We start from the raw sequence: 25,785 nt of genomic DNA on the forward strand, positions 1-25,785 counted from the left end.
AGGATCCTGTCTAAACAAATGAACGAAAAGGAGTGCGAAACCTTTATATATGGAACAGTTCCGACTACCCCAGATCCCCATGCCAACACTTGAGCTGCCCCGCGCGGTTCAGCAGGTGCTGGAAGAAGCTGAACAGAAGCTGAAGCACAGACCGAAGCTGCTGCAATTATTCAAGAATTGTTTTCCGAATACGCTGGAGACGACCACCAAGCTGATGGAGGACGGGACAACCTTCGTCATTACTGGAGATATCCCGGCCTCCTGGTTAAGGGATTCTGTGGAGCAGGTAATTCATTATATACCGCTGGCCAAGGACGACAAGGATCTGCAGCGCATCATCGGCGGTCTGATCAAACGGCATATTCAATATCTTCATATTGATCCTTATGCCAATGCTTTTAACGAGACGGCAAATGACTGGCACTGGAATACAACGGATGAGACGGACATGTCTCCGTGGGTATGGGAGCGCAAATTCGAAATTGACTCGCCATGCTTTGTCATTCGTTTAGCCTATTTATATTGGAAGGAAACCGGATTAACAGACATTTTCGATGCCAGCTTCAAGGGAGCTCTGCGCAAGATTGTGGACCTGTTCAAGACCGAGCAGCATCATGCGGAGTTATCTCCTTACCGCTTCACACGCAATAACGGCATCCCGACGGACTCTCTGCGCAACAAGGGACTGGGCATGCCGGTAAATTATACGGGTATGATCTGGTCCGGCTTCCGTTCCAGTGATGATGCCTGTGATTTTCACTACAATATTCCGGGCAATATGTTTGCGGTCGTGGCTCTGCGGCAGATGCAGGAGTTTGCGGAATGGGTGTTCCGGGATCTCGATTTGCTGCAGGAGCTCAAGGCTCTGGAGGAAGAGGTGGTTCATGGGATTCAGCTTTACGGGATCTACCGTCATCCGGAATTTGGACCGATTTACGCTTATGAGACGGATGGCTTCGGCAACTACTGCCTGATGGATGATGCGGGCACCCCCGGGCTGATATCCATTCCTTATCTGGGTTATACGTCAGCGGATGATCCGGTTTATCAGAACACCAGACGTTTTGCGCTCAGCAAGGAAAATCCTTTTTATTATGAGGGCAAGGCGGCCAAGGGTATTGGCAGCCCTCATACACCGCCGGATTACATTTGGCATATGGCTTTGTCCATGCAGGGCCTGACAGCACAATCCGCTGATGAGAAACTGGAGATGATTCGTCTTTTGGAAGCGACGGATGGCGGCACAGGCTTTATGCATGAAGGCTTTCACGCTGACGATCCGTCCGTTTTTACCCGAAAATGGTTCGCCTGGTCCAACAGTCTGTTTTCGCAGCTGGTTTATAAGGCGATGAAGGAAGGTCTGTTATGAGTCAGACCGGCGCTATGAATGGGCGCACTCTTATATTCTGTGATGAGGAATTTCCGGTGCTGTCCGCGCTGCCCGAGGCAGGCATATGGGGAGAACATGGCGTTGGTCATGTCCGGGTAGTTGGAGCGGAAGAGCTGACAGAGGCACTGGATGGCATGTCGGCAGGAGACTGCTTTGTCAATCTGCATGCACCGTATTTTCCCAAACCGGCCTGGACGGCAATTTTAGCTTATCTGAAAAGGGGAGGAAGTCTGCTGAGTGGCGGCGGTGCGCCTTTCAAACGGCCGGTGCGCCGCCAGGAACAGCAATGGGTGGTCGAGGCCGAGCAAACCGCCTATCATCAGGAGCTGTATATTCATGAGGCGTTAAAGGTAACGGCTGCAAAGGTGACGTCTCTGTCAGCCTACGAGGCTATCCCTCTATTCATCGGCCTGGAGGAGCTGCTGGAGCCGGCGGATACCTGGAATCTGGTGCCGCATACGACGAAGAGCAGTGATCTGCCGCATCAGATGGGCTCTGCAGGACCCATGAGCACCCAGATTCATCCGCTGCTTACCGGTGTGAGTGCAGATGGCAGGCATATAGCGGCCCCGGTCGTGCTGTGGGAAAATTCACGCGGACCCTTTGGAGGCTCGCGCTGGATGTTCGTGAATCAGCCGCTGACAGCGGCCTTTTGGGAGAAGGGCGGCGCGGCGGAGCTGCTGAAATGGGCGGAGTTCTGCGCGAACGGCGTGACGGAAATGTCGCTTAAGTCTAACTATGCTACCTATGAGCTTGGGGAGCGGCCTGTACTGACCCTGCAAACGCAGATTTTGCAGCAGGGAAAGAAGCACCGCAAACAGCCTGAGCCCTGGACATTTGAACTTCATATCGAGCGTGAAGCTCAGAGCCGGCAGGGCTCTGCAGAGGTGATATGGGAGCATAAGCTTTGTGCCGATGTGACCGGAGAGCAGCGCTTTGAGCGCATTGCATTGCCTTTCCCTGTACACAACGGACTGTACCGGGTCATCTGCCGTGCACAGGGGCCAAGCGGTGAGACGCGAGTGCTTCGCCAGGGCTTCTGGGGACGGGATGCCGCGCTGCTATCAGAAGGAGAGATCCTCACGCGTGGGCGGGATTATTTTATGAGAGGCGATCGCGCCATGCCTGTTGTTGGTATGACTTATATGGCCTCGGATGTGGCGCGAAAGTTTCTGTTTTTGCCGAACCCGGATGTGTGGGACCGCGATATGGCGCAGATGGCCCGCGCAGGCATTAACTGGATTCGAACGGGGGTATGGACAGCGTACCGGAATATGATGCAGGTCGATGGCCATGTCTCGGAGGAGGTGCTGCGCGCGATCGATGCCTTCCTGCTGACGGCCAAACGTCACGGGCTGCAGGTTACGTTCACCTTTTTCTCGTTTACGCCGGAGACGTGGGAAGGAGTCAACCCTTATTTGGATCCACAGAGCGTAGAAGCGCAAAAGCGGTTTATTCGCAGCATCGTGAGCCGGCATCGGCATACGACGAATGTCGACTGGGATTTGATCAATGAGCCGTCCATGTTCGATCCTGCCCGTATTTTCTCCAAAGGACCGCGCTCTGCAAGGGATGCTTTTGAGCAGGAAGCTTTTGTTGCCTGGCTGGAGAAGAGGCATGGCACGGTTGAAGCGCTGCAGGAGGCATGGAATATGTCGCCGCAGCAGCTTCCGGATTTTTCGGCTGCGGTCATTCCCGAACCGGAGGAGATCAATTTTGATGTGCAGGATATGCACCAGGCCAAAAAAGGGACGAGATGGCTGGATTACTGCCTGTTTTCCATGGATATGCATAATGTATGGGTAAAACAGCTGGTAGAAGCGATCAAGGATTTATGCCCGCAGCAGCTCGTTACGGTCGGACAGGACGAGGCGCTTGGAGCACAGCGGCCTTCACCATTTTTTTATCAGCAGGAAGTAGACTACACGACAGTACATTCCTGGTGGCTGAATGATGATCTGGTGTGGGACAGCATTTTTGCCAAAACGCCGGACAAGCCTTGTCTCGTACAGGAGACAGGCATCATGTATGTAGAGACACCGGATGGACGCGCCAAGCGGACGGAAGAAGAGCTGTATTGCCTGCTGGAGCGCAAATACGCCTATGCTTTCGCCACCGGGGGGGCGGGAGCCGTGCAGTGGATATGGAACACAAACTTCTATATGGATAACGCCAATGAATCGCATATTGGCGCTTTGCGTGCAGATGGCACCGAGAAGCCGGAAGCGGCAGTGTCTTATGATTTTGGGCGCTTTATGCGGCAGATCGCTCATTTGTTTACAGACCGCAGTCTGGAGGATATCGTCGTGGTCTTCCCGTATTCCAACGACTTCTCGAACCGTGCGCTGGCTTATGAGGCGACAACAAGATTGACCCGGGTCATGGCCTATGAGCTCAAGCTTCCGTTCCGCGCGGCATCCGAATACCATCTGAATTCCCTGCAGTCCCGGCCTCCAAAGCTGATCATTGTGCCGAGTCCGCATAATTTGGATAGCGGCGCATTGCAACAGCTCCTCCAACTGGTGCAGGACACAGGAAGCCATTTGCTGGTGACAGGGCCGCTTGGTCTGGACGCGTACTGGCGTAAGACGGATCGGGCTGACAGTATACTGGGTGAACGCAGGCTGGGCAATGTACAGCGTGAAGAAGTATTGGACATTCAAGGCACCTATCATCGCTTGACCTATGGCCGGCGCCGGATTGCGGAGGTGGCCAAGGAAGAACAGATGCAAGAGCAGAAAGGTAGCCAGCCTGCAGAAGTGGTGCATATGCCGTTTGGTAAGGGAAGCATCCTCTGGAGCCCGCTGCCTGTTGAGCTGAACGGGCGGGATGAACCGCTGGCTGCCCTGTATCGCTGTGCCACCGAGCTCGCAGGGATATCAAGTGAACTGGAGTGGCTTGCGGGAGGCGATTGCGCGGGCGTATATGGCCGGAAGCTTGCTTTTGCAGGCGGCAATCTGTTTATTTTTGTGTCCGAATATGCTGTGTCTGTTCAAGTACATGTCAGAGATGCTGTTACAAGCCTGTCCTATGAATTTTTGCTGGAAAAGAACCGCTCTGTTCTGTTTGCCACCGATGCGGGCGGCCAGCTCTTGGCGGTATATCGTCCTGAAGAAGTCGAGATAACACTACATGGGAGAGAGGTGGAGTAGGCTCATGAGCCATTCAAAAAGAGCGCATATTATCTCACACACTCATTGGGATCGGGAATGGTACCTTCCTTACGAGAAACACCATATGCGTTTGGTCAGCCTGATGGACTCGCTGCTGGACCGGCTGGATCAGGGTACGGATTTTAAAAGCTTTTATCTCGATGGCCAGACTATTATTATTGAAGATTATCTTCAGGTGCGGCCGGATCAGAGGGAACGCCTGCTGAAGCACATTCGGGACGGCCGGATTTTCATTGGACCCTGGTATATTCTGCAGGATGCTTTTCTTACGAGCGGTGAAGCGAATGTGCGGAATATGCAGGTGGGACACAGGGATGCGAAGCGCTACGGGGTACCTTCCAAGATCGGTTACTATCCTGATACCTTCGGCCTGGTGGGGCAGACTCCGCAGCTTATGCGGCAATCGGGCATTGATAATGTGTTTTTTGGACGGGGTGTAAAGCCGACGGGCTTCAACAATACCGTATCGGATGGAAGTTATGAGTCCAGCTTCTCGGAGCTGCTGTGGGAAGGGCCTGACGGCTCACGGGTGCTCGGGATTCTGTTCGCCAATTGGTATTCCAACGGCAACGAAATCCCTGTTGATGCGGAGGAAGCCCGTAAGTACTGGGAGCGAAAGCTGGCGGATGCGGAGAAATACGCAGCGACCCGCGAGCTGCTGTATATGAACGGCTGTGATCATCAGCCGGTTCAGCTGGATTTGCCGGAAGCGATTCGCACGGCGCAGCAGTTGTTTCCGGATGTCGAGTTCGTTCATTCCAACTTTGCGGATTATCTCGCCGCTGTAGAGCAGTCCTTGGATCGTGAATTGTCCAAGGTAAAGGGCGAACTGCGCAGTCAGCGCACGGACGGCTGGGGAACGCTGGTGAATACAGCTTCGGCTCGTATCTATCTGAAGCAGATGAACCAGGCCGGTCAAGCTTTGCTGGAAAAAGTGGCCGAACCGCTGGCTTCCCTGGCTCACCTGCTCGGGCAGGAATATCCGCATGATCGCTTCACCTATGCCTGGAAGACACTGATGCAGAATCATCCACATGACAGCATATGCGGCTGCAGTGTCGATGAGGTGCACCGGGAGATGGTCACCCGATTCGAGAAGAGCCGCCATGTTGCAGAAACGATCATTACAGACAGCGTGCGCCGAATTGCTAATGAGGTAGATACCGCAGGATTTGAGCGGTGGGGAAAGGATGCGTGTCCGTTCGTTGTCTTTAACACCTCCGGGTGGGAACGTACCGGCGTGGTCAGTGTGGAGCTGGATGCAGCTCGTCTTTATTTCCGTGAAGGGCTGACGCTTGCGGAGACGACCCGCCGCATGAAGGAACTGGATCTGTCCGGACGTATACTGGTGGACAGCGAGGGAAAGGAAGCGGCCTGCACGGTAGAGGATTTGGGCCTGCAATTTGGCTATGATCTGCCGGACGACCGTTTCCGCCAGCCTTACAGCTGCCGTCGTGTACGGATTACCTTTGAAGCAGAGTGTGTACCCGCGCTTGGTCTTCGCACGTATGCATGGGTGCGCAAGAGCGGAACCGCAGCAGCGTCTTCGGTAACTCCATCTTCGCTGCTTGCGGGCAAGCGTGGAATGGAGAATGAATGGCTGAAGGTGGATATCGCGGATAATGGTTCGTTCACGGTGACCGACAAGCAGACCGGACGCAGCTACAAGGATCTTGGGGTCTATGAAAATGTGGGAGATATCGGCAATGAGTACATGTTCAAGCAGCCGGATGGAACGGAACCCCTGACAACGGATGAGCTGTCTGCAGAGATTCGGGTGCTGGAAGATACGCCATATAGAGCATCCTATGAAATTATTCATCGCTGGGAAATTCCTGCATCAGCTGATGAGGTGCTGGATCGGGAGCAGAGAGAGCTGATCTATTATCCACAGCGGACTGCGCAGCGTTCCAAGCACACTGTTCTGCTGAACATTCGGACAGTAATATCCTTAAGCCGCAGCGGAAAGGGAGTAGTTGTGGAAGCCTACTTTAATAATGAGGCCAAGGATCACCGTCTGCGGGCATTGTTTCCGACAGATATTTTGTCAGCGACACACAAGGTGGATTCGATGTTCGAGGTCGTGGTTCGTGATAATAAACCGGCGTCTGAATGGGAAAATCCAAGCAATACACAGCATCAGCAGGCCTTTGTGGATGTAAGTGACGACAATGCCGGCTTGACTGTGGCGAATCTGGGGCTGAATGAGTACGAGGTATTGCAGGATGGACGGAATACCATAGCGGTAACCTTGCTTCGTGCGGTGGGAGAGCTTGGTGATTGGGGACTGTTCCCGACACCTGAGGCCCAGTGTCTTGGCGAGCACACAGTTCGTCTGGAGATTATCCCGCATAACGGGGACGGGATAACAAATGGAGCTTATGCGGAAGCCTATCAATTCCAAATTCCCTGGCCGGCTGAGCAGACCGGGGTTCATACAGGCGCTTGGGCGCCGGACACGGCAGTGTTGGCATGGAACGGAGCAGGGATGGCATTCTCTTCTCTCAAGGTGAACCCGGAATCAGGTGACCTCATGCTGCGCTGGTACAATATGAGTGGTCATCAGACAGGGCTAAATTACAGAGCTGCCTCTCTTGCCGCGGAGAAGCTGGCCTTCGGGGAGACGTACTGGAGTAATATTTTGGAGGAGCGCATTGACGATGCAAATCGGATTTTGATGAACCACGCAACCGGTGCATCGCCTGCTCAAGAATGGTCTGTTCAGGTTGGTCCCTGTGAAATTGTTACGGTGGGTATGCCTAAACGAAGATAGCCTGCTTCTGCTTTGTTAGCTAAAACGTAAACAGACGCTTCCCGGTTCCATTGATAAAATGGTTTGGGGAGCGTCTTTGTTTTGAGAACGATTTTGTTATTGGGATTAGATCATGCGGTCGGTTATTTGACGCGTATTAGTCAACTGAGCGATTTTTTTAAACTTTCCAGTTCAGCTTCGAATTTTAACTGGCGACGATTGAGAATATCTATGCTGTGTCCATGTGTTGTCAATTCGGAGGATACTTTACGTTCAAAACTGGCTTGAGCGGTATCGACCTGCTTGGTCAGGGCTAAATTCTCCAATACGGCCTGCTTGATGGCTGGTATATCCTTGGTATGCTCCTTGATGTCCTTAAGCTCCGTCTCCACTTTGCCCAATCGAGAGTCAATTCCATCAAACCTTAAATCCATGTTGTCTACCCGGGAGTTCAGTGACTTAAGCTCGTCTAAAATTTGGTTTAAAAGTGGTTCGCTCAATGATTCCAACACCTTTTTTTTGAATTTTGTCATGAAAAGATTGGAATGTTAATCTGGCTGTGAAAGCAATTGTGACTAAAAACAGTTGTGAACTACTTTCCACTTACACCTCCCCTGAATGGTGGGGCTACCCAACATATCACTTTTTTACGATTCTTTACAAGGTGCAAGATGGTAATCTAACGAGAAAACGAAGGCTGTAAACTATGTGATTCCAAGTGTATAGCGGGCTCTTGTTTGTATGGGCTAATTATATCACAACACGTAAATAAGTGACAATCTAAAAGTTTTAGGCTGCATCTGCCTAACTTCATCCTCCACTTAGATTCATCAAGCTTCGCAAGATTTGGAATAGGAGGTCTTCTTTCATTACGAACTTAACGCAAAAAGACGCTTTCGATGTTATGGATTCGAAAGCGTCTTCTGATATGCTATCTTCGAGAATAGATTACTCCTTCTTAATCTTGGAAGGATTGTTGATTTTATATGGAACCGGATGCTTGGTGAGTTTTTTCTTGATGATCTTGGCATCGAAGGTGAGGATGTCTCCTTCGGCCAGTTCATGCTTCTTCATGGTGGCGCTGTGGCTGGACCAAGCTGTACCGATCTCCAACATCTCCGGCTCAAGGACCCTCACGTCTTCATAAATGATGACCTCATCATCATTGTCCGAGAAATGATTGGGAACTGTGGTAAATTCTTTAATGGTAGCCGTCATTTTGACCTTGTCCTCGGGCAGATCAAGCTTCGGAGCTTTTTCCTTGGTGTTCCTGGACTTCCCTGAGCCGTCACGGCTGGTCTTGTCTTCAGGTGTGACGTCTTCTTCAACCGTCTCATCGGGATCGCTCTTAAGTTGGCTGCCTGCTGATTCTTCCTGAAGCGTATCCATGGGAATAGTTACGTCTGCAGTATCGGGACGTGAATTAGGGTTATTTTCCTGCAAATTTTCTTGCTCCTGCTCTTCAGCAGATGATGACTTGTCAGTTGTGGATTTCCCGATAGCGGATGATTCGTCGTCCCCTGTTTGCTCGCTTCTCGAAGCGGTTGTCTTGGCGTTATAGCCGGCTGCCTGCATTTCTTTCAGATAAGAGGGATGGATACAGTGTTTCTGTCCATTGTCCAGCAGGATAACCGCCGTCAGATCATCAACATATCCAAGCAGCTCACAGGGAATGTTCAATCCGTTACCTTTATAATAGAAGGTCTTCAGCTTCGTGGCCTTGTCCGACAGCAGCCCCCATGTTTTGCATTTGTCCAGCAATTCGTCTTCATTCTCAAACGTTATGTAGTGTACAGGTTCAATCCTGAATGTATAGCTCATGGCCTGGAATTCCGCCCTTTCTCATCTTGTCTAGTTCCCATTAGTTTAGCACAGTTGGCTGCTGACTTCATCGGCATAACAATCGTACATGAAACGGAGTGCAGCAGATGTCTTTTCTGTTGAAAATCATATAGGTCTGTGCTACCATGCGGGAGTTGGGAAATTTTTAAAAAAACATCTATCGATGTAATTCACAGAAGCCAGACCGCGTGTAGTGGAAGTTTTTCTTCCGATATCAGGAAGCCTGTTCCAGGAAGTTTATACTTTCTAATTATCCTGATAAATGGCAGGTAAATTAAAAAGGGCAGCGGCATGATTGATTGCTGGAACTGCACCTGAAGGGGAGTCAGACAGAAATATGAAAAAATGGTATTATGCCGTGGGTGGCATTTGTGTGGCAATCGCTGCCGTACTGCTAATATTATGGGCGGCTCCATTCCAGACAGAGAAAATGGCGGGTGTAGGCAGTGTAAGCCCAGTAAGCTCCGCGGGCCCTGTAACTCCTGCGAACCCTGCAAATCCTACAAGTTCCACAAGTCATACAGATTCTCCTGGTTCATGCGCTGAGGGGTGCGAAAAGTATGATGTTGTAGTAATCGGCAGCGAGATTCAGGGGGTGCTTCTTGCGAGAGAAGCCCGCAATAACGGACTGCGTGTGCTGATTCTTGACCCCCGAAGCAAGCCGGGCGGCGAACTTACGCTTGCGCAGATGCAGTTTCTGGATGAGCCGAATGACAAGAACAAACACAGCCTGGTGCAGGGGGATATCAAGCCCTTGTTTGATGGTTACAAGAGGGGGAGGATTCGCACGGCAGCTGAATTTGACCGGTATTACAACAAGATGGCCGAGGGAATTCCAATGGAAAGCGGGATTGTGATTCAATCCGTGGTAACGAATGACGTACAGCAGGGAAAGACCTTAACCACGCTGACCTATCAAACACCGGACGCCACGACACATAAGATTCAGGCCAATTACTGGGTGGAGAATACGGATTTTGCGGCGCTGACCAGCAAGCTGGGAGTAAAGCGTATTCCCGGAATGGAGAGCCTGTACAACGTTGCTGACCATGAGCCTGATTATATGGCAGCGACACTCATGCTCAAATTCAAGAAGGTCAACTGGGGCAGACTGCATCAGGCAGTACTTGAAGACTATCCGCTGACGAATGTAGTGGAGAAATACGGTCCTAATACATATGTAGACTGGAATATTGCAACAGGCTTCAGCAATATCATGAGTAATTACAAGCCGCAGGATCCGCAGCTGGTGCTAAGGGGTATGAATACCGTGGACCAGAAGCACGGGGAAGCCATTATGAATGCGCTGTTGATTTACGGAGTGGACCCTGCCGACCCGGAGTCGGTTCAGGAGGCTATTCGCAAGGGGGAGAAGGAAGCCCCATTCATACTGGAGTTCCTTCGCAAGAACATCCCGGGGTTTGAAAAGGCGGAGATCAACGGTTTTCCGGAGTACTTGTACATCCGTGATTATAACCGATATGAAACGGAATATGTTCTGCAGTATGATGACGTTAAAGATGGGCACATGTTCTGGGATAACGTAAGTATCGGAGGTTATTCGATCGATCTGCAGGGAACCCAAAAGATACCGAAAGGGATTGGGCTCGGGAAGACCGACCGGTACGGTATGCCGCTTCGTTCCTTCGAACTGAAAGATTATGACAACGTGCTCGTTGTTGGCAAAAATGTTGGTGCCTCCATCAAGGCTTACGGCAGCGCCAGGATCATGCCGAACACGGCCCTTGCCGCGCAGACGATCGGGATTATACTCGGCCGGGAGCGTGATAAGCGTCTGAAGGAATTGACCCCGGATGATTTTCAACGAATTTACGATTACCTGCAGAAGGATTACGATATTGTGTTGAACCATTGATGAGGTTTCAATAACCCGGGATTCTGTAAAATAATCGATAAGCAGAAAAAGCCCGTTAGATCCCTTGAGAAAATCAAGGATTTAACGGGCTTTTCGTATCTTTGTGCATTTATGGTAAACTTCCGATATGGTCAGGGATAAATACATTCAAAGAAGGAGCTTTGCATGAGGAACATTTGGCGGATTTACATAAATGACTGGAAAAATGTATTCAAGGTGTCCACGGGCGTGCTGCTGGTTATTGCTATTATTTTTCTGCCGTCGGTGTATGCCTGGGTGAATTTGAAGGCGATGTGGGACCCTTATGCCAATACCTCCGGGATCAAGGTGGCTGTGACAAGCGAAGACCAGGGGACGGAGGTTAACGGCATGAAGATCAATATCGGGGATGAAGTGATCAACAGCTTGAAAAGCAACACCAAACTCGGGTGGACATTCGTGGACCGCGCGGAAGCCAGGAGGGGGATAGAGGAGGGGGATTATTATGCCAGCCTCCTGATCCCGCAGGATTTTTCCAGCAAGATTGCCAGCATATTGACCGCGAATCCGCAGAAGCCACAGATTGTGTATACGGTCAACGAAAAGCTGAATGCAGTCGCAACGAAAATTACATCTTCAGGCGCAACCTCGCTGACCAATCAAATCAGCAGCAACTTTATTGAATCGGCAAGCGAGGCTGTATTGAGCAAGCTCAAGGAGGCCGGAATCAAGCTTGAAGAGGAACTGCCCACCATTAGAAACATCGAAAACCAGGTGCTGGAGCTGAACGACAGGCTGCCGGATATCGAGAAGCTTGGCAATCAGGCGCTGGAGCTGGAGGCGAAACTGCCTGCGATCAAGCAGCAGGGGCAGAAGATAATGGCACTGCGGGACCGTATTCCCGAAATTAACAAAGCGGGTCAGCTTGTTTTGAAAATTGAGGAAAATCTGCCGCTGCTCGACGAAGCGGCAAAGGTCGTGCTGCTGGTCCAGCAGCGGCTGCCCGAGATCCAAAACGCCGCGGACCGAATCGTAGAGCTTGACGGGAACTTCGGACAGGTGGAGAATACGCTGGAAACAGCGCTGAAGGATCTGCAAAGCGCGCATGAAGTCATCGGTGCCGCACAGGAAGCGCTGCCGAAGCTGGAGCAGGTTGCGGAAAGCGGCGGCAATTTTGCCGATAGCTTGTCCAGCTTTCTGACAGACAACCAGGGGGCGTTTGACTCGCTCGCGCCGATCATCAAAGAGGATCTGATCCTTGTACAGCAAATTGCCGGCGAAGTGACCCAGCTTACGGACATGATCAGAGGCACGGATTTTGATCCGGATGAAACCGCGGCCCTGCTGAACAGGGTGAACGGGCGCATCAATACGACAACCGCGGTGCTGGGGCGTATATCAGGACTACTGACAGAGCTGAATTCCTATCTGCCGGGTCAACCGCTGAATTCCGCCATTTCCCGTATAGGTGGGGTACAGGATCGTTTTAACCGGTTGGCAACTGTCATGACAAGCATAGGCCAAGCCTTGCAGCAGGGGAAAAAACCGGCATCCGATCTGCTGGACAACGCAGATAAGCTCGCAGGGGACATCAGTACCGCGATCGGGGATGTTTTATCCCGCTATGATACAGAGATCGTTCCCAATGTCCGGAATGCGTTGGAGCAGCTTCGGACGACTGCAACGAATGCTGCGGATGTGCTGAAGACGGCGCAGGAACAGCTGCCCAAAATCGGCACCATTCTCGCTGATGCGCAGAAGGCGGCCGAATTCGGCCAGGAGGAACTGACTCGGCTGCAGAACGATTTGCCTGTTATCCGGAGCAGGCTTCATGAAGCGGCCACCACCATCCAGGGGAATATGGATAAATTTACTTTGGCAGTGAATCAGGCCGCCGATTTTGTAAATAAGGATCTGCCGGGGGTAAAGCAAAAAATCCATCAAGCCGCGGATTTCGTCCGCAACGATCTGCCCAAGGCGGAGGCGCAGTTCGAACGGCTCGCGGATCTCGTGGAAAATAAATTCCCCGAAGTGGAGAATGCCATCCATCAGGTGGCTGGCTTTGTTCGCGAGGACCTCCCCGGCGCGGAGAGCTCCATCAGCCGCGCGGCGGCCGCCATCCGGCAGTACAGGGCACAGAACGATCTCGGCCAATTGATCTCCGTGCTAAAAGGAGACGTGCAGAAGGAGAGCGATTTCCTCGGTAGCCCGGTGGAGTTGAAGGAGGAACGGCTGTATCCGATACCGAACTATGGCTCGGCGATGTCGCCGTTTTATACTACATTGTCCATCTGGGTTGGTGCCATGCTGCTTGTATCCCTGTTCAAGGTTGATGTCGAAGATGCGCAAGGGATCTACAAAAGCTATCAGGTATACTTTGGGCGTTATCTGACCTTTGCGACCATCGGCATTTTTCAAGCGTTAAGTGTATCGCTGGGAGATTTGTTATTGCTGGGAACCTACGTACATGCCAAGCTGCTGTTCGTATTGTCGTCGGTGTTAATCAGCCTTGTTTTTGTTGCCATTACCTATACATTAGTCTCGGTGTTTGGCAACATTGGCAAAGGACTGGCGGTCATTTTCCTGGTGCTGCAGTTTTCGAGTTCAGGGGGAACATTCCCGGTCAGCACCAGCACCGCCTTTTTCCAGATGCTGAATCCAATCGTGCCGTTTACGTATGCCGTCAGTCTGCTGCGTGAGATGGTCGGGGGCATTCTGCCGCGTACAGCCATCATGGATGTGCTGATGCTGATCCTGTTTCTCGTCATCTGCTTCGTTGTAGCGCTGATCTTGAAAAAGCCGCTAGGCAAATACACAAAACGGATGGCCGAGAAGGCGAGAGAGACCGGGCTTATTCCGTGATGGATCGAATACCGTAGGGAGGGTTTGCCCCGAACGGGATGCGTACCGCATCGAACGCTTGTGGAGATCCGGTCAGACCTTTCCTGCAGAAGGGCAGCGATCGTTGAAACAAGAAGCCCCTACCTCTTCAGGCCGTGGGAACATTCACACATCGAATGAAGGCAAAGGGTTTTAAACACAGCTAGAAGCATGTAAAATAGTGGTTGGCAGCGTTCTCACTTCGTGGATGGATACTGACTTCAACTGGAACGCAGAAGTTTACGCATTATTGCCAAATCCTATTTCTCTTGAAAGGGCGGGAGGCTGGACATGCAGTATTCTTACTTGGGCAAGTCGGGATTGAAGGTCAGTCAGCTGTGTCTGGGGACGATGAACTTCGGACCGGAGACGGAAGAGAAGGAAGCGTTCAAAATTATGGATGCCGCACTGGATGCGGGCATCAACTTCTTTGATACGGCAAACGTATATGGCGGCGAGGCGCACAGGGGCTGGACGGAGGAAATTATCGGCCGCTGGTTCAAACAGGGCGGCGGCCGGCGCGAGAAGGTCGTGCTTGCAACCAAGGTGTACGGAGACATGAATGATGAGACAGACGGCCCCAATGCAGAACGGGGATTATCGGCTTACAAGATCCGCCGTCATCTGGAAGGATCGCTGCAGCGGCTGCAGACCGATCATATTGAGCTCTATCAGATGCATCATGTAGAACGCAATGTGTCGTGGGATGAGCTGTGGGGCATGTTCGAAAACGCTGTGCAGCGTGGACAGGTCGGTTATATCGGCTCCAGCAACTTTGCCGGCTGGCATATTGCCGTAGCTCAGGCTGAAGCCAAGGCGCGTCATTTTCTCGGGCTGGTGTCCGAGCAGCATTTATACAATCTGATGCAGCGGACGGCCGAGCTGGAGGTGCTGCCGGCCGCGGAAGCGCTGGGATTGGGAGTTATCCCCTGGAGTCCGCTGGCAGGCGGCCTGCTCGGGCGCAATGCGCTTTCCGGAACAGGCGCACGAAGTGCGCGCTCGCAGGAACGGATTGAGCAGAACCGCAGCAAGCTGGAGCAATTCTCCGCTTTATGCCGGGAGCTCGGGGAGAAGGAGGATGTTGTTGCACTGGCGTGGGTGCTGTCCCATTCGGCCGTAACGGCGCCGATCATCGGACCCCGGACCTTGCAGCAGCTTGAAGACTCTCTTCGTGTTCCGGAAGTGAAGCTGGAGGAGGACGTGCTCAAGAAGCTTGACGAGATTTTCCCGGGCCCCGGCAAACCGGCGCCGGAAGCTTATGCCTGGTAATTTGACATAGTGAACTAGGAAAAGGAGTACCGTGCGGTTTGATGTGAACCCGCAGCAGGTGCTCCTTTTCTGTGACAAGCTTAAATGGAAGAGGGCTTGATCCATATTTTTGAAATATCGACAAAGCCGTAGGCTTCCACCTGCAGGCCGCGCAGGGAAGGGTGGAGCCGGCTTTTTTTGTTCACATGGCAGCCATGCAGCAGCCAATTTTCATCGCGGATCATTTGTTCCAATTGGTCAAGACACTGCTCGCGCTCTTCCGGCTTCAGTTGGCCGAAGTTGCCAAGCAGGGCGGCTATTGTCTTTTTCTGGTCGTCCTGCAGCAGCAGGTTAAGGTAATTTCCCGGATTAAGATAGAAATTGATAAGTCCCCATTGCACATCGGTTTCAAGTACCTCTTCAGCGAGAATCATATCCGCTTCTTCTCTGAACATGTACGGGTCAATCCGGTGTATCGGTTGAAGGTCAAGCTGAACACCGACGGAGGCACAGCGCCGCTGCAGCCAATGCGCTTCCTCGGTCTCGTCCTTTTTCGGAAGGAAGTACAGCTTCAATGCTTCCCCATTATATCCGGCCTTTGTCAACAGGGGCCTGACTTCGTCAAGCGGTCTGTCCGGGATCGGCGAATTACGGCTTTTTTCCGGGAGAAGGCTGTTTGCCGCCAAAAGACGGTTTCCCTTCAGATCCCGGATCAGGGCATGCGGATTGTACAGAATGCGCATCGCTTCACGAAACGGACGCTGTCTGTGAACCCCCTTTCTCGTCATATTGAACAGCAGATAGCGGCAGCCGGTAACGGCAAAGTCCAGCTCCGACACAGCCTGCTGCTCCTCCACTTTAGGTGTGTTCGCTTGCGGAAGCGAATAATTTCTGACATTGGACCGCTCGTTGGGCACGAACAGCAGCTCCACACGGTCAAGCAGCGGCCGTTCCCTGAAATGATCGCTGAATGCTTCCAGCACAATCAGATGCTCGGTTTGTTCTGCTATACGGAACGGACCTGTGCCGATCACCGGATGCTCGTTCAGACTGGTTCCCACGGGAAGAATGGACATATGAATGGAGGCAAGGGAATGCAGCAAGAAGGTATTCGGCTTCCGCATATAAAAAACAACAGTCCATCTTCCGCAGGCATCAACCCGCTCCACATCGGCAAACTGCCACAAAGCCGGAGAATGCAGCTCCCGCAACCGGTTAAAGGTGAAAACTACGTCCTCTGCGGACAACACTCTGCCATGATGAAAACGGACATCCTTGCGCAGATAGAATACCCAGCACCCTTTCTCTTCATGGTACTCCCAGGTGTGTGACAAGGACGAAAGAAAGCTGCGGGTAGCCGGATCATACACGATAAGCGTGTTGCACAGCTGGCTGAGAAGGCTGCTTTCGATCGCCGTAAATACTTTGGCTGGATCCATCACATGAAGGTGACGGTTATAGGTTATGCGCAAAACCTCGGGACCGGCGGCATCCTGCTCCAGGGACTGCAGGCCAAACTCCCGGTCCAGCATATTCCGCAGCTTGTCCTGTAAAAATGGAGACAGGGCGGGGTTCACCATCAGCTCTACCGCTTCCCTGACTTTACCGTCGTTGAGATATGCCCTGAAATGTTCCTCTACCATTTCATCCAGTCCGCGCAGCAGGGTAATGCGGGAGGTACAGCCTCGGCCTTTTCCCGCTTGCCAGCGAATATAACCCGTTTCCTCCAGCTTGCGCAGAATAAATTTAACGTTCCTGGGCGTGCAGCATAGCTCGTCCGCCAACTGCTGCACGGTTACAGGGTGCTCCTGCTCCTCGCCGCTTATGTTTCGGCACATTTTCAGAATTCGTATATAATGCTGTTCCATCAAGTTCATGAGACTTCCTCCGGTCGTCAGCAACAAGTATATAGTACATCATACACTCATTTTCCTGTTTTTGCGTGAACATTTGGGGTGCCCTATAGAGGGGCATCTCCGCTTTCGCCCGGAACCATTAAAAATAGGGACGAATACATTGTTAACAGAAGAATGAGAGGGGGGAATATCATGCAGATGATTTACCCGCTGGAGCAAAGCGTGTGCAGACAGCATATTGGCAAAAACGTATGCGTAGTCTTCCATGACGGTTCCTATATGACCGGCACACTGAGTGATGTGACAGATCAGGGACTCGTATTTGGCGGTGCGCCTGTCGCGTCTGTTAGATCGACCAACATCTCCAAGACAAAGCGGCGGCGCAAAAAGGCAGGCGCAGTGAAGACCAAGGCTTTTGGCCCTTTTGGATTCCGCAGGCCATTTTTCAATTTTGCGCCTTTTGCAGCCATATCTTTCTTATTCCTGTTGCCTTTTCTTTTCATTTAGCAGACGGATCGGCAGACAAGTCCCGAGATTGGGCATTGTCTGCCGATTGTTCTCTTGAACTTTACAGCGGGAAAGACATCCCGATATAATGAACCATTATATACATAGGCAAGGATTACACGGTGATCAAAGGTGTTAATTTTGGGGTGCATTTTAATGCCGAGAACAATATCACTATGAAAGCAGGGTGTATAGGGAATGACATATAGTTATGTATCTCATTTGGAGTGCCCGATATGTGAAAAAACGTATGATACGGAAGAACGGCACCAGCTTTGCACCTGCGGGTCGCCCCTGCTGGTCCGGTATCATTTGGATCGGATCAAGGCGGAGGTTGAGCGATTGTCCATAGGGGAGAGGTCCCGTGATCTATGGCGCTATCATGAGCTGCTCCCTGTCCGGAGTCCGGAGCATGTCGTTTCATTGGGGGAAGGCATGACTCCGTTGCTTCACCTGCCGCGGCTCGGCGGAGAGTACGGTCTGGCTCGGCTGTATATGAAGGATGAGGGTCTGGTGCCTACGGGCAGTTTCAAGGCACGCGGAGCGGCAGTGGGAGTGTCCAAGGCAAAAGAGCTCGGTGTCAAGGGGCTTGCCATGCCAACCAACGGGAATGCTGGAGCTGCCTGGGCGCTGTACGCCGCGCGGGCGGGGATCGAGGCGACCATTGTCATGCCGCAGGATGCGCCTTCCATCACCCGCAGCGAAGTCGCTCTTGCCGGAGCAAATCTGTATCTTGTGGACGGGCTGATCAGCGACGCAGGCAAAATTGTGGCTCAGGCCGTAGCGGATCGAGGGCTGTATGATGCTTCCACTCTCAAGGAGCCTTACCGTATTGAAGGAAAGAAAACGATGGGCATTGAGATCGCCGAGCAGCTCGGATGGACGATGCCGGATGTGATCCTGTATCCGACCGGGGGCGGTGTCGGCTTGATTGGCATACATAAAGCACTGCTTGAGCTGAGGGAAATCGGCTGGCTGCAGGGGCCGCTTCCGCGTCTCGTCGCCGTGCAGGCGGAAGGGTGTGCTCCCATTGTGAAAGCCTGGCAGGAGAAGAAAGAACGGTCGGAATTCTGGCACGATTCGACTACGGTGGCTTTCGGCATCAACGTGCCGAAGGCGCTTGGAGACTTCCTGGTGCTGAGAGCCCTCTACGACACAGATGGGGCCGCAATCGCCGTGTCGGATGAAGAACTGCTGCAGGAACAGAAGCGGATTGCCCGTTTGGAAGGGACGTTTATTTGCCCGGAAGGCGCGGCGGCCTTTGTGGCAGCCCGCAAACTCGCGCAATCCGGCTGGATCAAGCCGGATGAGAAGATGGTCGTGCTCAACACGGGGGCTGGCATCAAATATCCGGAAACGGCGGTAGTGAGCCCTCCTTTGCTGAACATCGGGGATCGTATTCCTGCGAAATGATCATATACGACAACAAGAAGAAAGCTCGCCGAAAGGCGGGCTTCCTTTCATCTAATTCCACTCTGGGCGAGAAATCTCGTCAGATCAGTACGTAAGCGCCAAACGATGATTCTAAAATGGAGGTGAATTTCATATGCAAAAATATAATTGGACTGCATTTTCTCTGGCAATAATTTTGTTTATTTTAACTCTATACTCGTTATATTCTTTTATTTATAATAAATGGCTAATTTCGCCGCCTGATTATATTATTCTTATTTTTTCCTTCCTGGCTTTGATTCTGGGTATATTAGGCATTAACGATAAATCAAGCTGGTTTGCGAAGTTACGGAGCTGGGTCTCCATAATTCTTTCCTCAATACTTATTTTCACGCTGCTCATTGCTCTATCATTTACAGTTATGTTCTCCGGATCAAAAGAGCTGCTGGCAACGGTCCATTCTCCTGATGAAAAGTATACAATCCATTTCTATCGTACTAACGCGGGGGCCATGGGGACATTTGGTATATTGGGTGAGTTAAGAGGCCCACTCTGGTCAAAGAAAAAGATTTATGCTGAAAAGAGAGTAGATCAAGTTGATGTTGAGTGGGAAAATAATCACACAATTTTGATTAATCATCATAAATTGGATTTAACGAAAGGGGAATCATTATTTCTACAGTAGGGCCTGAAATGTCGTTTGTGTTATATAAATTAACTCAATAAAATATAGTAAGCGATTTCATATAAAATTTTGTTTACAAAACCTCAACTTCATTGTTAGAATTAGTTACATATCTGGCATCGCCATCCATCAGGTCGACGGAAGTTTCCCTTTTGTCATCCCTCATGAATGTTAGAAGATGCTGATGAAAGGAAGATGCTTGTGAGCTACGACAAGGAGACTGTCTACATCATTGGAGATTCACAGACTTCCATGAACAATCCGATTACACAGCAGTTCAGCGCCTTTTTTATTGGCCTGGTAATCGATCCTGTCAGCCATAAGATTGTGGATGCCGGCTGCTCTTCAACGATTCCGCTGACCTCGCAGTTTATTCAATCCATTTTTGTCGGACACAGCATGCTTGACTTTGAAGCGGTGGCCGAGGAAATACGGCGGAGGTATCACGGTTCGTCGCAGAAGGCTTTGATCGTTGCGTTTAAAGATGCCCAAAAAAAATACAAATCCGTTCTGGCTGCCCGGCAGGAAGAAGCTTCTGAAGCTTCCCGGACAGGCTGAACCGAGCTGCTTTATTTATCAGTATGAAAGCATACGCGTAAATGAAACCCAGCAAATGATGACCGATTGCTCGCTTTGGGCGGTACGGAAGTTGTTTGCCGGGTTTTTTTAATATTCAAAACAGGAGGGAATGCAATGAAGCTGTATATTTCAGTCGATATGGAAGGCATCACAGGTTTGGTGGATCACACCTTTGTGGATTCGTCCCGCTACAATTATCCGCGGGGGCAGAAGATTATGACGGCTGAGGCCAATCATGTCATTGAGACTGCGTTTTTTGAAGGCTTTGCGGAGGTGGTCGTCAATGACAGCCACTCCAAAATGAACAATCTGCTCATCGAAGAGCTGCATCCGGAAACCCAGCTCATCTCCGGGGATGTCAAACCGTTTTCCATGGTACAGGGGCTGGATGCCAGCTTTGCCGGTGCGGCCTTTCTCGGTTATCACTCCATGGCCGCCAAGCGGGGCGTGATGAGCCATACGATGATCTTCGGCGTACGCGGAATGCATATCAACGACACCGCTGTCGGCGAGCTTGGCTTTAATGCATATGTGGCCGGTTATTATGGCGTTCCCGTCCTGCTAGTGGCAGGTGATGACGAGACCGCACTCGAAGCGGAGGCGTTGATCCCGGGTGTTACTACAGCAATCGTCAAAAAGCGCATTTCGCGCTCCGCAGCGCTCTGCCTGACACCGGAGAAAAGCGGCGTGCTGCTGCGGGAGAAAGCGAAAGAGGCTATCGCCGCACGCGACCGTGTCAAACCGCTCGTCCCGCCGGACAAGCCGGTGCTGTCCATTGAATTTGCCAATTACGGTCAGGCGGAGTGGGCGAATCTGATGCCCGGAACGAAAATAGAATCAGGCTCGCCGATCGTTACTTACGAAGCGAAGGACATCCTTGAAGCCTATCAGGCCATGTTTGTCATGACAGAGCTGGCCATGCGCACTACATTTTGCTGAAGAAAGGGTGATTGAATGGCGCAGTACATATTCAAAAGATTTGTATCCATGATCATCACGTTGTGGCTGATCGTCACCGTCACCTTTTTTCTGATGCATGCGGTGCCTGGCTCGCCCTTTGATCGGGACGGCAAGGAAGCGAATGCGAACGTCGTGCAGAACATGATGGAATTTTACAATTTGGACAAGCCGCTGGGGGTTCAATACCTGCTGTATTTAAAATCACTGCTGACTCTGGATCTTGGCCCTTCCATCTCTCACTATCCCGACAGTGTCAACAGCATGATCGAGCGCGGGTTCCCGGTATCCTTTCAGCTTGGCATCATTGCGCTGCTTATGGCGATTATCGCGGGCATTGCTCTGGGTACGGTGGCGGCGCTCAAACAGAACGGCCTGATTGACTACATTGCCATGATTCTGGCGGTGATCGGCATCGCGGTTCCGAGCTTTATCATTGCTCCGCTCCTCATCAAATATTTCGCGGTGGAGTGGAAGCTGCTGCCGGTGGCCACCTGGGGAACGTGGAAGCATGCCGTACTGCCTGCTGCAGCGCTGGCGGTCGGCCCGATCGCTACGATTGCCAGGCTGACAAGGGCCAATCTGATCGAGGTGCTGACACAGGATTATATTGAAACCGCCAGGGCCAAGGGTCTATCGCCGCTGACCATCATCCTGAAGCATGCGCTGCGCAATGCGATTTTGCCCGTTGTGACGCTGCTGGGTGCGCTGCTTGCCAATGTGCTGACAGGAAGCTTTGTGATCGAGAAAATATTTGCGATTCCGGGCATGGGCAAATACTTTGTGGATGGTATAAACAACCGTGACTATGCGGTCATTATGGGAACGACCGTCTTTTACAGCGCCCTGCTCATTTTCCTCATGTTCCTGGTGGATATCGTCTACGGGTTTATTGATCCGCGGATCAAGCTGTACAGGAAGGAGGCGTGAGCATGTCCGTTCCGGATCAATTATTCGTTCCGCTGCACAAACAGCAGGGAGCTTCCGAGCTTATCGTCCGTCCGCGGCTATCGCCCTTCAAGCAGTTCCGGCTGCGACTGTTCAGCAACAGGCTTGCCCTGCTGGGACTGGTGCTGATCCTGGTGCTCGGTGCCTTGGCTGTGTTTGGTCCGCTGCTGACAGAGCACAGCTATGCGGAGCAGACGCTCCTGAACGGCAACCAAAAGCCGTCCGCCGAGCACTGGTTCGGCACAGATGAGCTGGGCAGGGACGTATTTGCCCGCATTATATTTGGCGCACGCATTTCTCTGTCCGTCGGACTGATTGCCGCCCTGATCGACTTTATGATCGGTGTTGTCTATGGGGGCATCTCCGGTTACTTCGGCGGCCGCATTGACAACATTATGATGCGCTTTGTCGATATTTTGTACGGGATTCCTTATCTGCTCGTAGTCATCCTGCTGATGGTGGCGATGGGACCGGGCCTACTGACGATCATCGTCGCGCTGACGGCGACGGGCTGGATCGGCATGGCCCGCATTGTGCGCGGACAGGTGCTGCAATTAAAAACATCCGAGTATGTACTGGCTACCAAAACGCTGGGAGCAAGCTCCTGGTACATTATCCGCAAGCATATGCTGCCTAACGCCATCGGGGTGATCATCGTACAGATTACCTTTTCGGTGCCATCGGCCATATTCGCCGAAGCCTTTCTCAGCTTCCTCGGTCTGGGCATTCAGCCGCCGCTGGCGAGCTGGGGCACGATGGCGAATGATGCACTGCCGACCATTTTGTCAGGCAACTGGTGGAGATTGTTTTTTCCGGCTTTATTCATCTCATTGACGATGCTTGCCTTTAATCTGCTGGGTGACGGTCTGCTGAATACATTCAATCCGAAGCAAAGGAGGTAGGGAGATGGCCGGATTAAATAAAACCAACGACAAAGAGGTGCTGGTCGAGGTTGAAAATTTGCAGGTTTCTTTTAAAACCTATGGCGGTACAGTCCAGGCTGTACGCGGGGTGAATCTCACCCTTCACAAAGGCGAGACTTTGGCCATTGTGGGCGAGTCGGGCAGCGGCAAGAGCGTGACCGCCCGCAGCCTGATGAAGCTGCTGCCTCTTCACACGTCCGTCATTGGACAGGAAAGCAGCATCCGGTATAAAGGCCGGGAAATAACAGGCTTGTCGGAGAAAGAGATGCGTGCGCTGCGCGGCTCGGAAATAGCGATGATCTTCCAGGACGCCATGACGGCGCTGAACCCGACGATTACGATCGGGGAGCAGATCATGGAGGGAATCATCCGGCACCAAAAGCTCTCCCGCACTGAAGCGAGACGCCAGGCCTTGGAAATGCTGCAGCTGGTAGGCATACGTGATCCGGAAGCCCGCATGAAGCAGCATCTTCATCAGTTCAGCGGTGGCATGCGCCAGCGTATCATGATTGCCATTGCCGCCATCTGCAATCCGTCCGTGCTGATCGCAGACGAGCCGACGACGGCGCTGGATGTGACCATCCAGGCCCAGATTCTGGATTTGTTCAAAATGCTGCAGCAGAAGACGGGGGTCTCCATCATCATCATTACCCATGATCTTGGCGTCGTTGCAAGCATTGCAGACAGAGTCAACGTCATGTATGCAGGGCGGGTGGTGGAATCGGGCACGGTGCGCGATATCTTCTATAATCCGCAGCATCCGTATACCTCCGGTCTGCTCGGCTCCATGCCGAGGCTGGACCGGAGCCGCAAGGAGCCGCTGCAGGCGATTCCGGGCACGCCGCCGGATCTGTTCGCCCCTCCCCGGGGCTGTGCGTTCGCCGCAAGATGCAGCTGCGCCATGGAGGTTTGCGCTTCCTATCAGCCGGGTACGACACAGCTGGCTGATGGACATGCCGTCGATTGCTGGCTGCAGGATGCACGAGCCCGTCATTTGGCACCTGGCCGCAGGAAGACGGCGATTGAAACGGCAGCAACACGTTAGGACCAGTATTTTTCGGTGAAGGAGAGGTTGTAATGAAGAACAGGAAAGTAACGGCTTTGCTTCTCGTATGTATGATGATGGTACTTATGCTTGCCGCCTGTGGAGGGGGAGGCAGCCCGGAAAGTGCAGCATCCGAGGAAGGCACCAAAATCCTTCTGTATAACAATACGAGGGAACCGACCTCTCTTGATCCGCCTGTCGGCTTTGACATGGTGTCCTACGATGCGCTCAATAACGCCATGGAAGGTTTGACCCGCCTCGGCAGCGACCAGACCCCGCAGCCTGCGCTTGCCGAATCCTGGACGGTGTCCGAAGACGGCAAAACCTACACGTTCAAGCTGCGTGAAGGCATTAAATGGTCAAACGGCGAACCAATTACGGCCTCCGATGTAGAGTTTTCCTGGAAAAGACTGCTCGATCCGGCGACCGCTTCTCCTGCTGCATTCCTCGCCTATGTTATCGAAGGGGGAGAAGCCTTTAACTCAGGACAGGGGAAAGCGGATGATGTCAAGGTGAAGGCTGTCGATGATTCCACAGTGGAAGTCGTGTTGAGCCAACCGGCACCCTGGCTGCTGAGCATGCTGTCCAACCCGGCATTTTTCCCTGTTCCAAAGGCGGCTGTGGAAGCCAATCCGACTTGGGCGAGCGAAGCGTCAACCTTCGTCAGCAGCGGTCCTTTCAAGATTGCAGAATGGTCACATGATGCGGAAATCAAGATGGTGAAGAACGATCAATATTGGGATGCGGCCAATGTGAAGCTGGACGGTGTCACCTTTAAAATGGTCAATGACAGCAACACAGAGTACCAGATGTTCACGAATGGAGAGCTGCACATTCAGGGCGTTATCCCTCCGGAAATGAGCGAGCAGCTGTTTGCGGAGAACAAGGTAAAGGTGGAGGATTCGGCAGGCACTTATTTTTACCGTTTTAACACAACGATGCCGCCGTTCGATAATGCCAAAATCCGCAAAGCGTTTGTGATGGCCGTGGACCGCCAGACCCTCATCGATCTGGTCGTCAAGCAGAAGCAAAAACCTGCGGAAGGGATCGTCTCTTACGGTCTGAAGGAGCCTTCCGGCAAGGATTTCCGCGAGGCTGGCGGCAACATGGTCACGTATGACCCGGAACAGGCCAAAAAGCTGCTTGCAGAGGGCAGGGCCGAAGCTGGATATTCCACGCTTCCTGAAGTGACACTTACTTATAATACTAACGACCTGCACCAAAAAATTGCCGAAGCGATGCAGGCGATGTTCAAGGACAATCTGGGCGTGAACGTGAAATTGGCCGGCATGGAAGGCAAGGTGCTCACAGCGCAGCAGAAGGCCTTACAGCTGCAGTTCTCCCGATCCTCCTGGCTGCCGGACTTTGCGGACCCGATCAACTTCCTCGATATTTTCCGCAGTGACAGCCCGAACAACCGGACAGGATGGAAAAATGCGGAATACGACAAGCTGATTGACGCGATTTACGCAGAAACGGATGAAACGAAGCGGTTTGGGCTGATGCACCAGGCGGAGAGCATCCTGATGGAAGAAGCCCCGATTCTTCCGATGTATTTTTATAACTCGGCTTATATGCAAAGCGACAGGGTGGAGGGAGTGCTCCGCCATCCGTACGGATATATCGAATTTAAAAGCGCTGATCTGAAATAAGCTTATAGAGCCGGAGACTGATGATTTGTACCGGGAGGCAGCTATCCTCCGGAGGATGCTCCTCCCTTATGATCAGCGCGGATTCAGACACGGAAGGAAGA

The 25,785-nt window shown here is 52.1% G+C and carries 18 protein-coding genes; 15 read left to right on the forward strand and 3 right to left on the reverse strand.

The genetic code is table 11. The features are described from left to right. Nucleotides 1-49 precede the first annotated feature (49 nt). The 3 genes from ACE5KN_RS02930 to ACE5KN_RS02940 are packed head-to-tail and all read left to right on the forward strand — an operon-like array spanning nt 50 to nt 7,336. The gene (locus tag ACE5KN_RS02930; RefSeq protein ID WP_375527706.1) at nt 50-1,369 is read left to right on the forward strand and encodes a glycoside hydrolase family 125 protein; all 1,320 of its coding nucleotides are present in this window, start codon (nt 50-52) and stop codon (nt 1,367-1,369) included. After that, nucleotides 1,366-4,542 (forward strand): beta-galactosidase, encoded by a 3,177-nt coding sequence (locus ACE5KN_RS02935; protein WP_375527705.1) that lies wholly within the window; start codon nt 1,366-1,368, stop codon nt 4,540-4,542. Before ACE5KN_RS02930 ends, ACE5KN_RS02935 begins: the two co-directional genes overlap by 4 nt. Before the next feature lie 4 nt (nt 4,543-4,546). Next, nucleotides 4,547-7,336, forward strand: coding sequence for an alpha-mannosidase (locus tag ACE5KN_RS02940; RefSeq protein WP_375527704.1), 2,790 nt, complete (start codon nt 4,547-4,549; stop codon nt 7,334-7,336). A gap of 140 nt (nt 7,337-7,476) precedes the next feature. On the opposite strand, the gene ACE5KN_RS02945 is transcribed toward ACE5KN_RS02940, so the two are convergent. After that, nucleotides 7,477-7,848: a hypothetical protein gene (locus ACE5KN_RS02945; protein WP_375527703.1), complete on the reverse strand. Its 372-nt coding sequence runs from the start codon at nt 7,846-7,848 to the stop codon at nt 7,477-7,479. A gap of 415 nt (nt 7,849-8,263) precedes the next feature. Then, a complete protein-coding gene (locus ACE5KN_RS02950) occupies nt 8,264-9,136 on the reverse strand; it encodes a hypothetical protein (RefSeq protein ID WP_375527702.1) in 873 nt (290 codons plus the stop codon). A gap of 358 nt (nt 9,137-9,494) precedes the next feature. Here ACE5KN_RS02950 and ACE5KN_RS02955 point away from each other — a divergent pair, with 358 nt between their 5' ends. The 3 genes from ACE5KN_RS02955 (at nt 9,495) to ACE5KN_RS02965 (ending at nt 15,161) form a co-directional block, all read left to right on the forward strand. Next, nucleotides 9,495-11,033 (forward strand): FAD-dependent oxidoreductase, encoded by a 1,539-nt coding sequence (locus tag ACE5KN_RS02955; protein ID WP_375527701.1) that lies wholly within the window; start codon nt 9,495-9,497, stop codon nt 11,031-11,033. A 165-nt stretch (nt 11,034-11,198) separates the two neighbouring features. Next, nucleotides 11,199-13,874: a YhgE/Pip family protein gene (locus ACE5KN_RS02960; protein WP_375527700.1), complete on the forward strand. Its 2,676-nt coding sequence runs from the start codon at nt 11,199-11,201 to the stop codon at nt 13,872-13,874. Between the two features lie 309 nt (nt 13,875-14,183). Beyond that, nucleotides 14,184-15,161, forward strand: a complete 978-nt coding sequence (locus tag ACE5KN_RS02965; protein ID WP_375527699.1) for an aldo/keto reductase — start codon at nt 14,184-14,186, stop codon at nt 15,159-15,161. Between the two features lie 80 nt (nt 15,162-15,241). On the opposite strand, the gene ACE5KN_RS02970 is transcribed toward ACE5KN_RS02965, so the two are convergent. Further along, the gene (locus ACE5KN_RS02970; RefSeq protein WP_375527698.1) at nt 15,242-17,017 is read right to left on the reverse strand and encodes an ABC transporter substrate-binding protein; all 1,776 of its coding nucleotides are present in this window, start codon (nt 17,015-17,017) and stop codon (nt 15,242-15,244) included. A gap of 171 nt (nt 17,018-17,188) precedes the next feature. Between ACE5KN_RS02970 and ACE5KN_RS02975 the strand changes: the two genes are divergently transcribed. The 9 genes from ACE5KN_RS02975 to ACE5KN_RS03015 all read left to right on the forward strand — a co-directional run bounded on the left by ACE5KN_RS02975 (nt 17,189) and on the right by ACE5KN_RS03015 (nt 25,684). Beyond that, the gene (locus ACE5KN_RS02975) at nt 17,189-17,503 is read left to right on the forward strand and encodes a hypothetical protein (protein WP_375527697.1); all 315 of its coding nucleotides are present in this window, start codon (nt 17,189-17,191) and stop codon (nt 17,501-17,503) included. A gap of 198 nt (nt 17,504-17,701) precedes the next feature. Next, a complete protein-coding gene (locus tag ACE5KN_RS02980; protein WP_375527696.1) occupies nt 17,702-18,916 on the forward strand; it encodes a threonine synthase in 1,215 nt (404 codons plus the stop codon). A 133-nt stretch (nt 18,917-19,049) separates the two neighbouring features. After that, nucleotides 19,050-19,580 carry a DUF5412 family protein gene (locus ACE5KN_RS02985; RefSeq protein WP_375527695.1) on the forward strand — a complete coding sequence of 177 codons (531 nt, stop codon included), beginning with the start codon at nt 19,050-19,052 and terminating at the stop codon, nt 19,578-19,580. Nucleotides 19,581-19,775: 195 nt separating this feature from the next. Then, entirely contained in the window at nt 19,776-20,138 is a 363-nt protein-coding gene (locus ACE5KN_RS02990; RefSeq protein WP_375533043.1) for a DUF3870 domain-containing protein, read from the forward strand. A 135-nt stretch (nt 20,139-20,273) separates the two neighbouring features. Then, nucleotides 20,274-21,098 (forward strand): D-aminopeptidase DppA, encoded by an 825-nt coding sequence (dppA, locus tag ACE5KN_RS02995; RefSeq protein WP_375527693.1) that lies wholly within the window; start codon nt 20,274-20,276, stop codon nt 21,096-21,098. A gap of 15 nt (nt 21,099-21,113) precedes the next feature. Then, nucleotides 21,114-22,046, forward strand: coding sequence for an ABC transporter permease (locus ACE5KN_RS03000; RefSeq protein ID WP_375527692.1), 933 nt, complete (start codon nt 21,114-21,116; stop codon nt 22,044-22,046). A 2-nt stretch (nt 22,047-22,048) separates the two neighbouring features. After that, nucleotides 22,049-22,966, forward strand: a complete 918-nt coding sequence (locus ACE5KN_RS03005) for an ABC transporter permease (protein ID WP_375527691.1) — start codon at nt 22,049-22,051, stop codon at nt 22,964-22,966. A 4-nt stretch (nt 22,967-22,970) separates the two neighbouring features. After that, a complete protein-coding gene (locus ACE5KN_RS03010) occupies nt 22,971-24,032 on the forward strand; it encodes an ABC transporter ATP-binding protein (protein WP_375527690.1) in 1,062 nt (353 codons plus the stop codon). 32 nt (nt 24,033-24,064) lie between these two features. Then, complete coding sequence (locus ACE5KN_RS03015; protein ID WP_375527689.1) at nt 24,065-25,684, forward strand: peptide ABC transporter substrate-binding protein; 1,620 nt, start codon at nt 24,065-24,067, stop codon at nt 25,682-25,684. The last annotated feature ends 101 nt before the right edge of the window (nt 25,685-25,785 follow it).

The organism is Paenibacillus terreus (assembly GCF_042138595.1).
Classification (GTDB): domain Bacteria; phylum Bacillota; class Bacilli; order Paenibacillales; family Paenibacillaceae; genus Paenibacillus; species Paenibacillus terreus.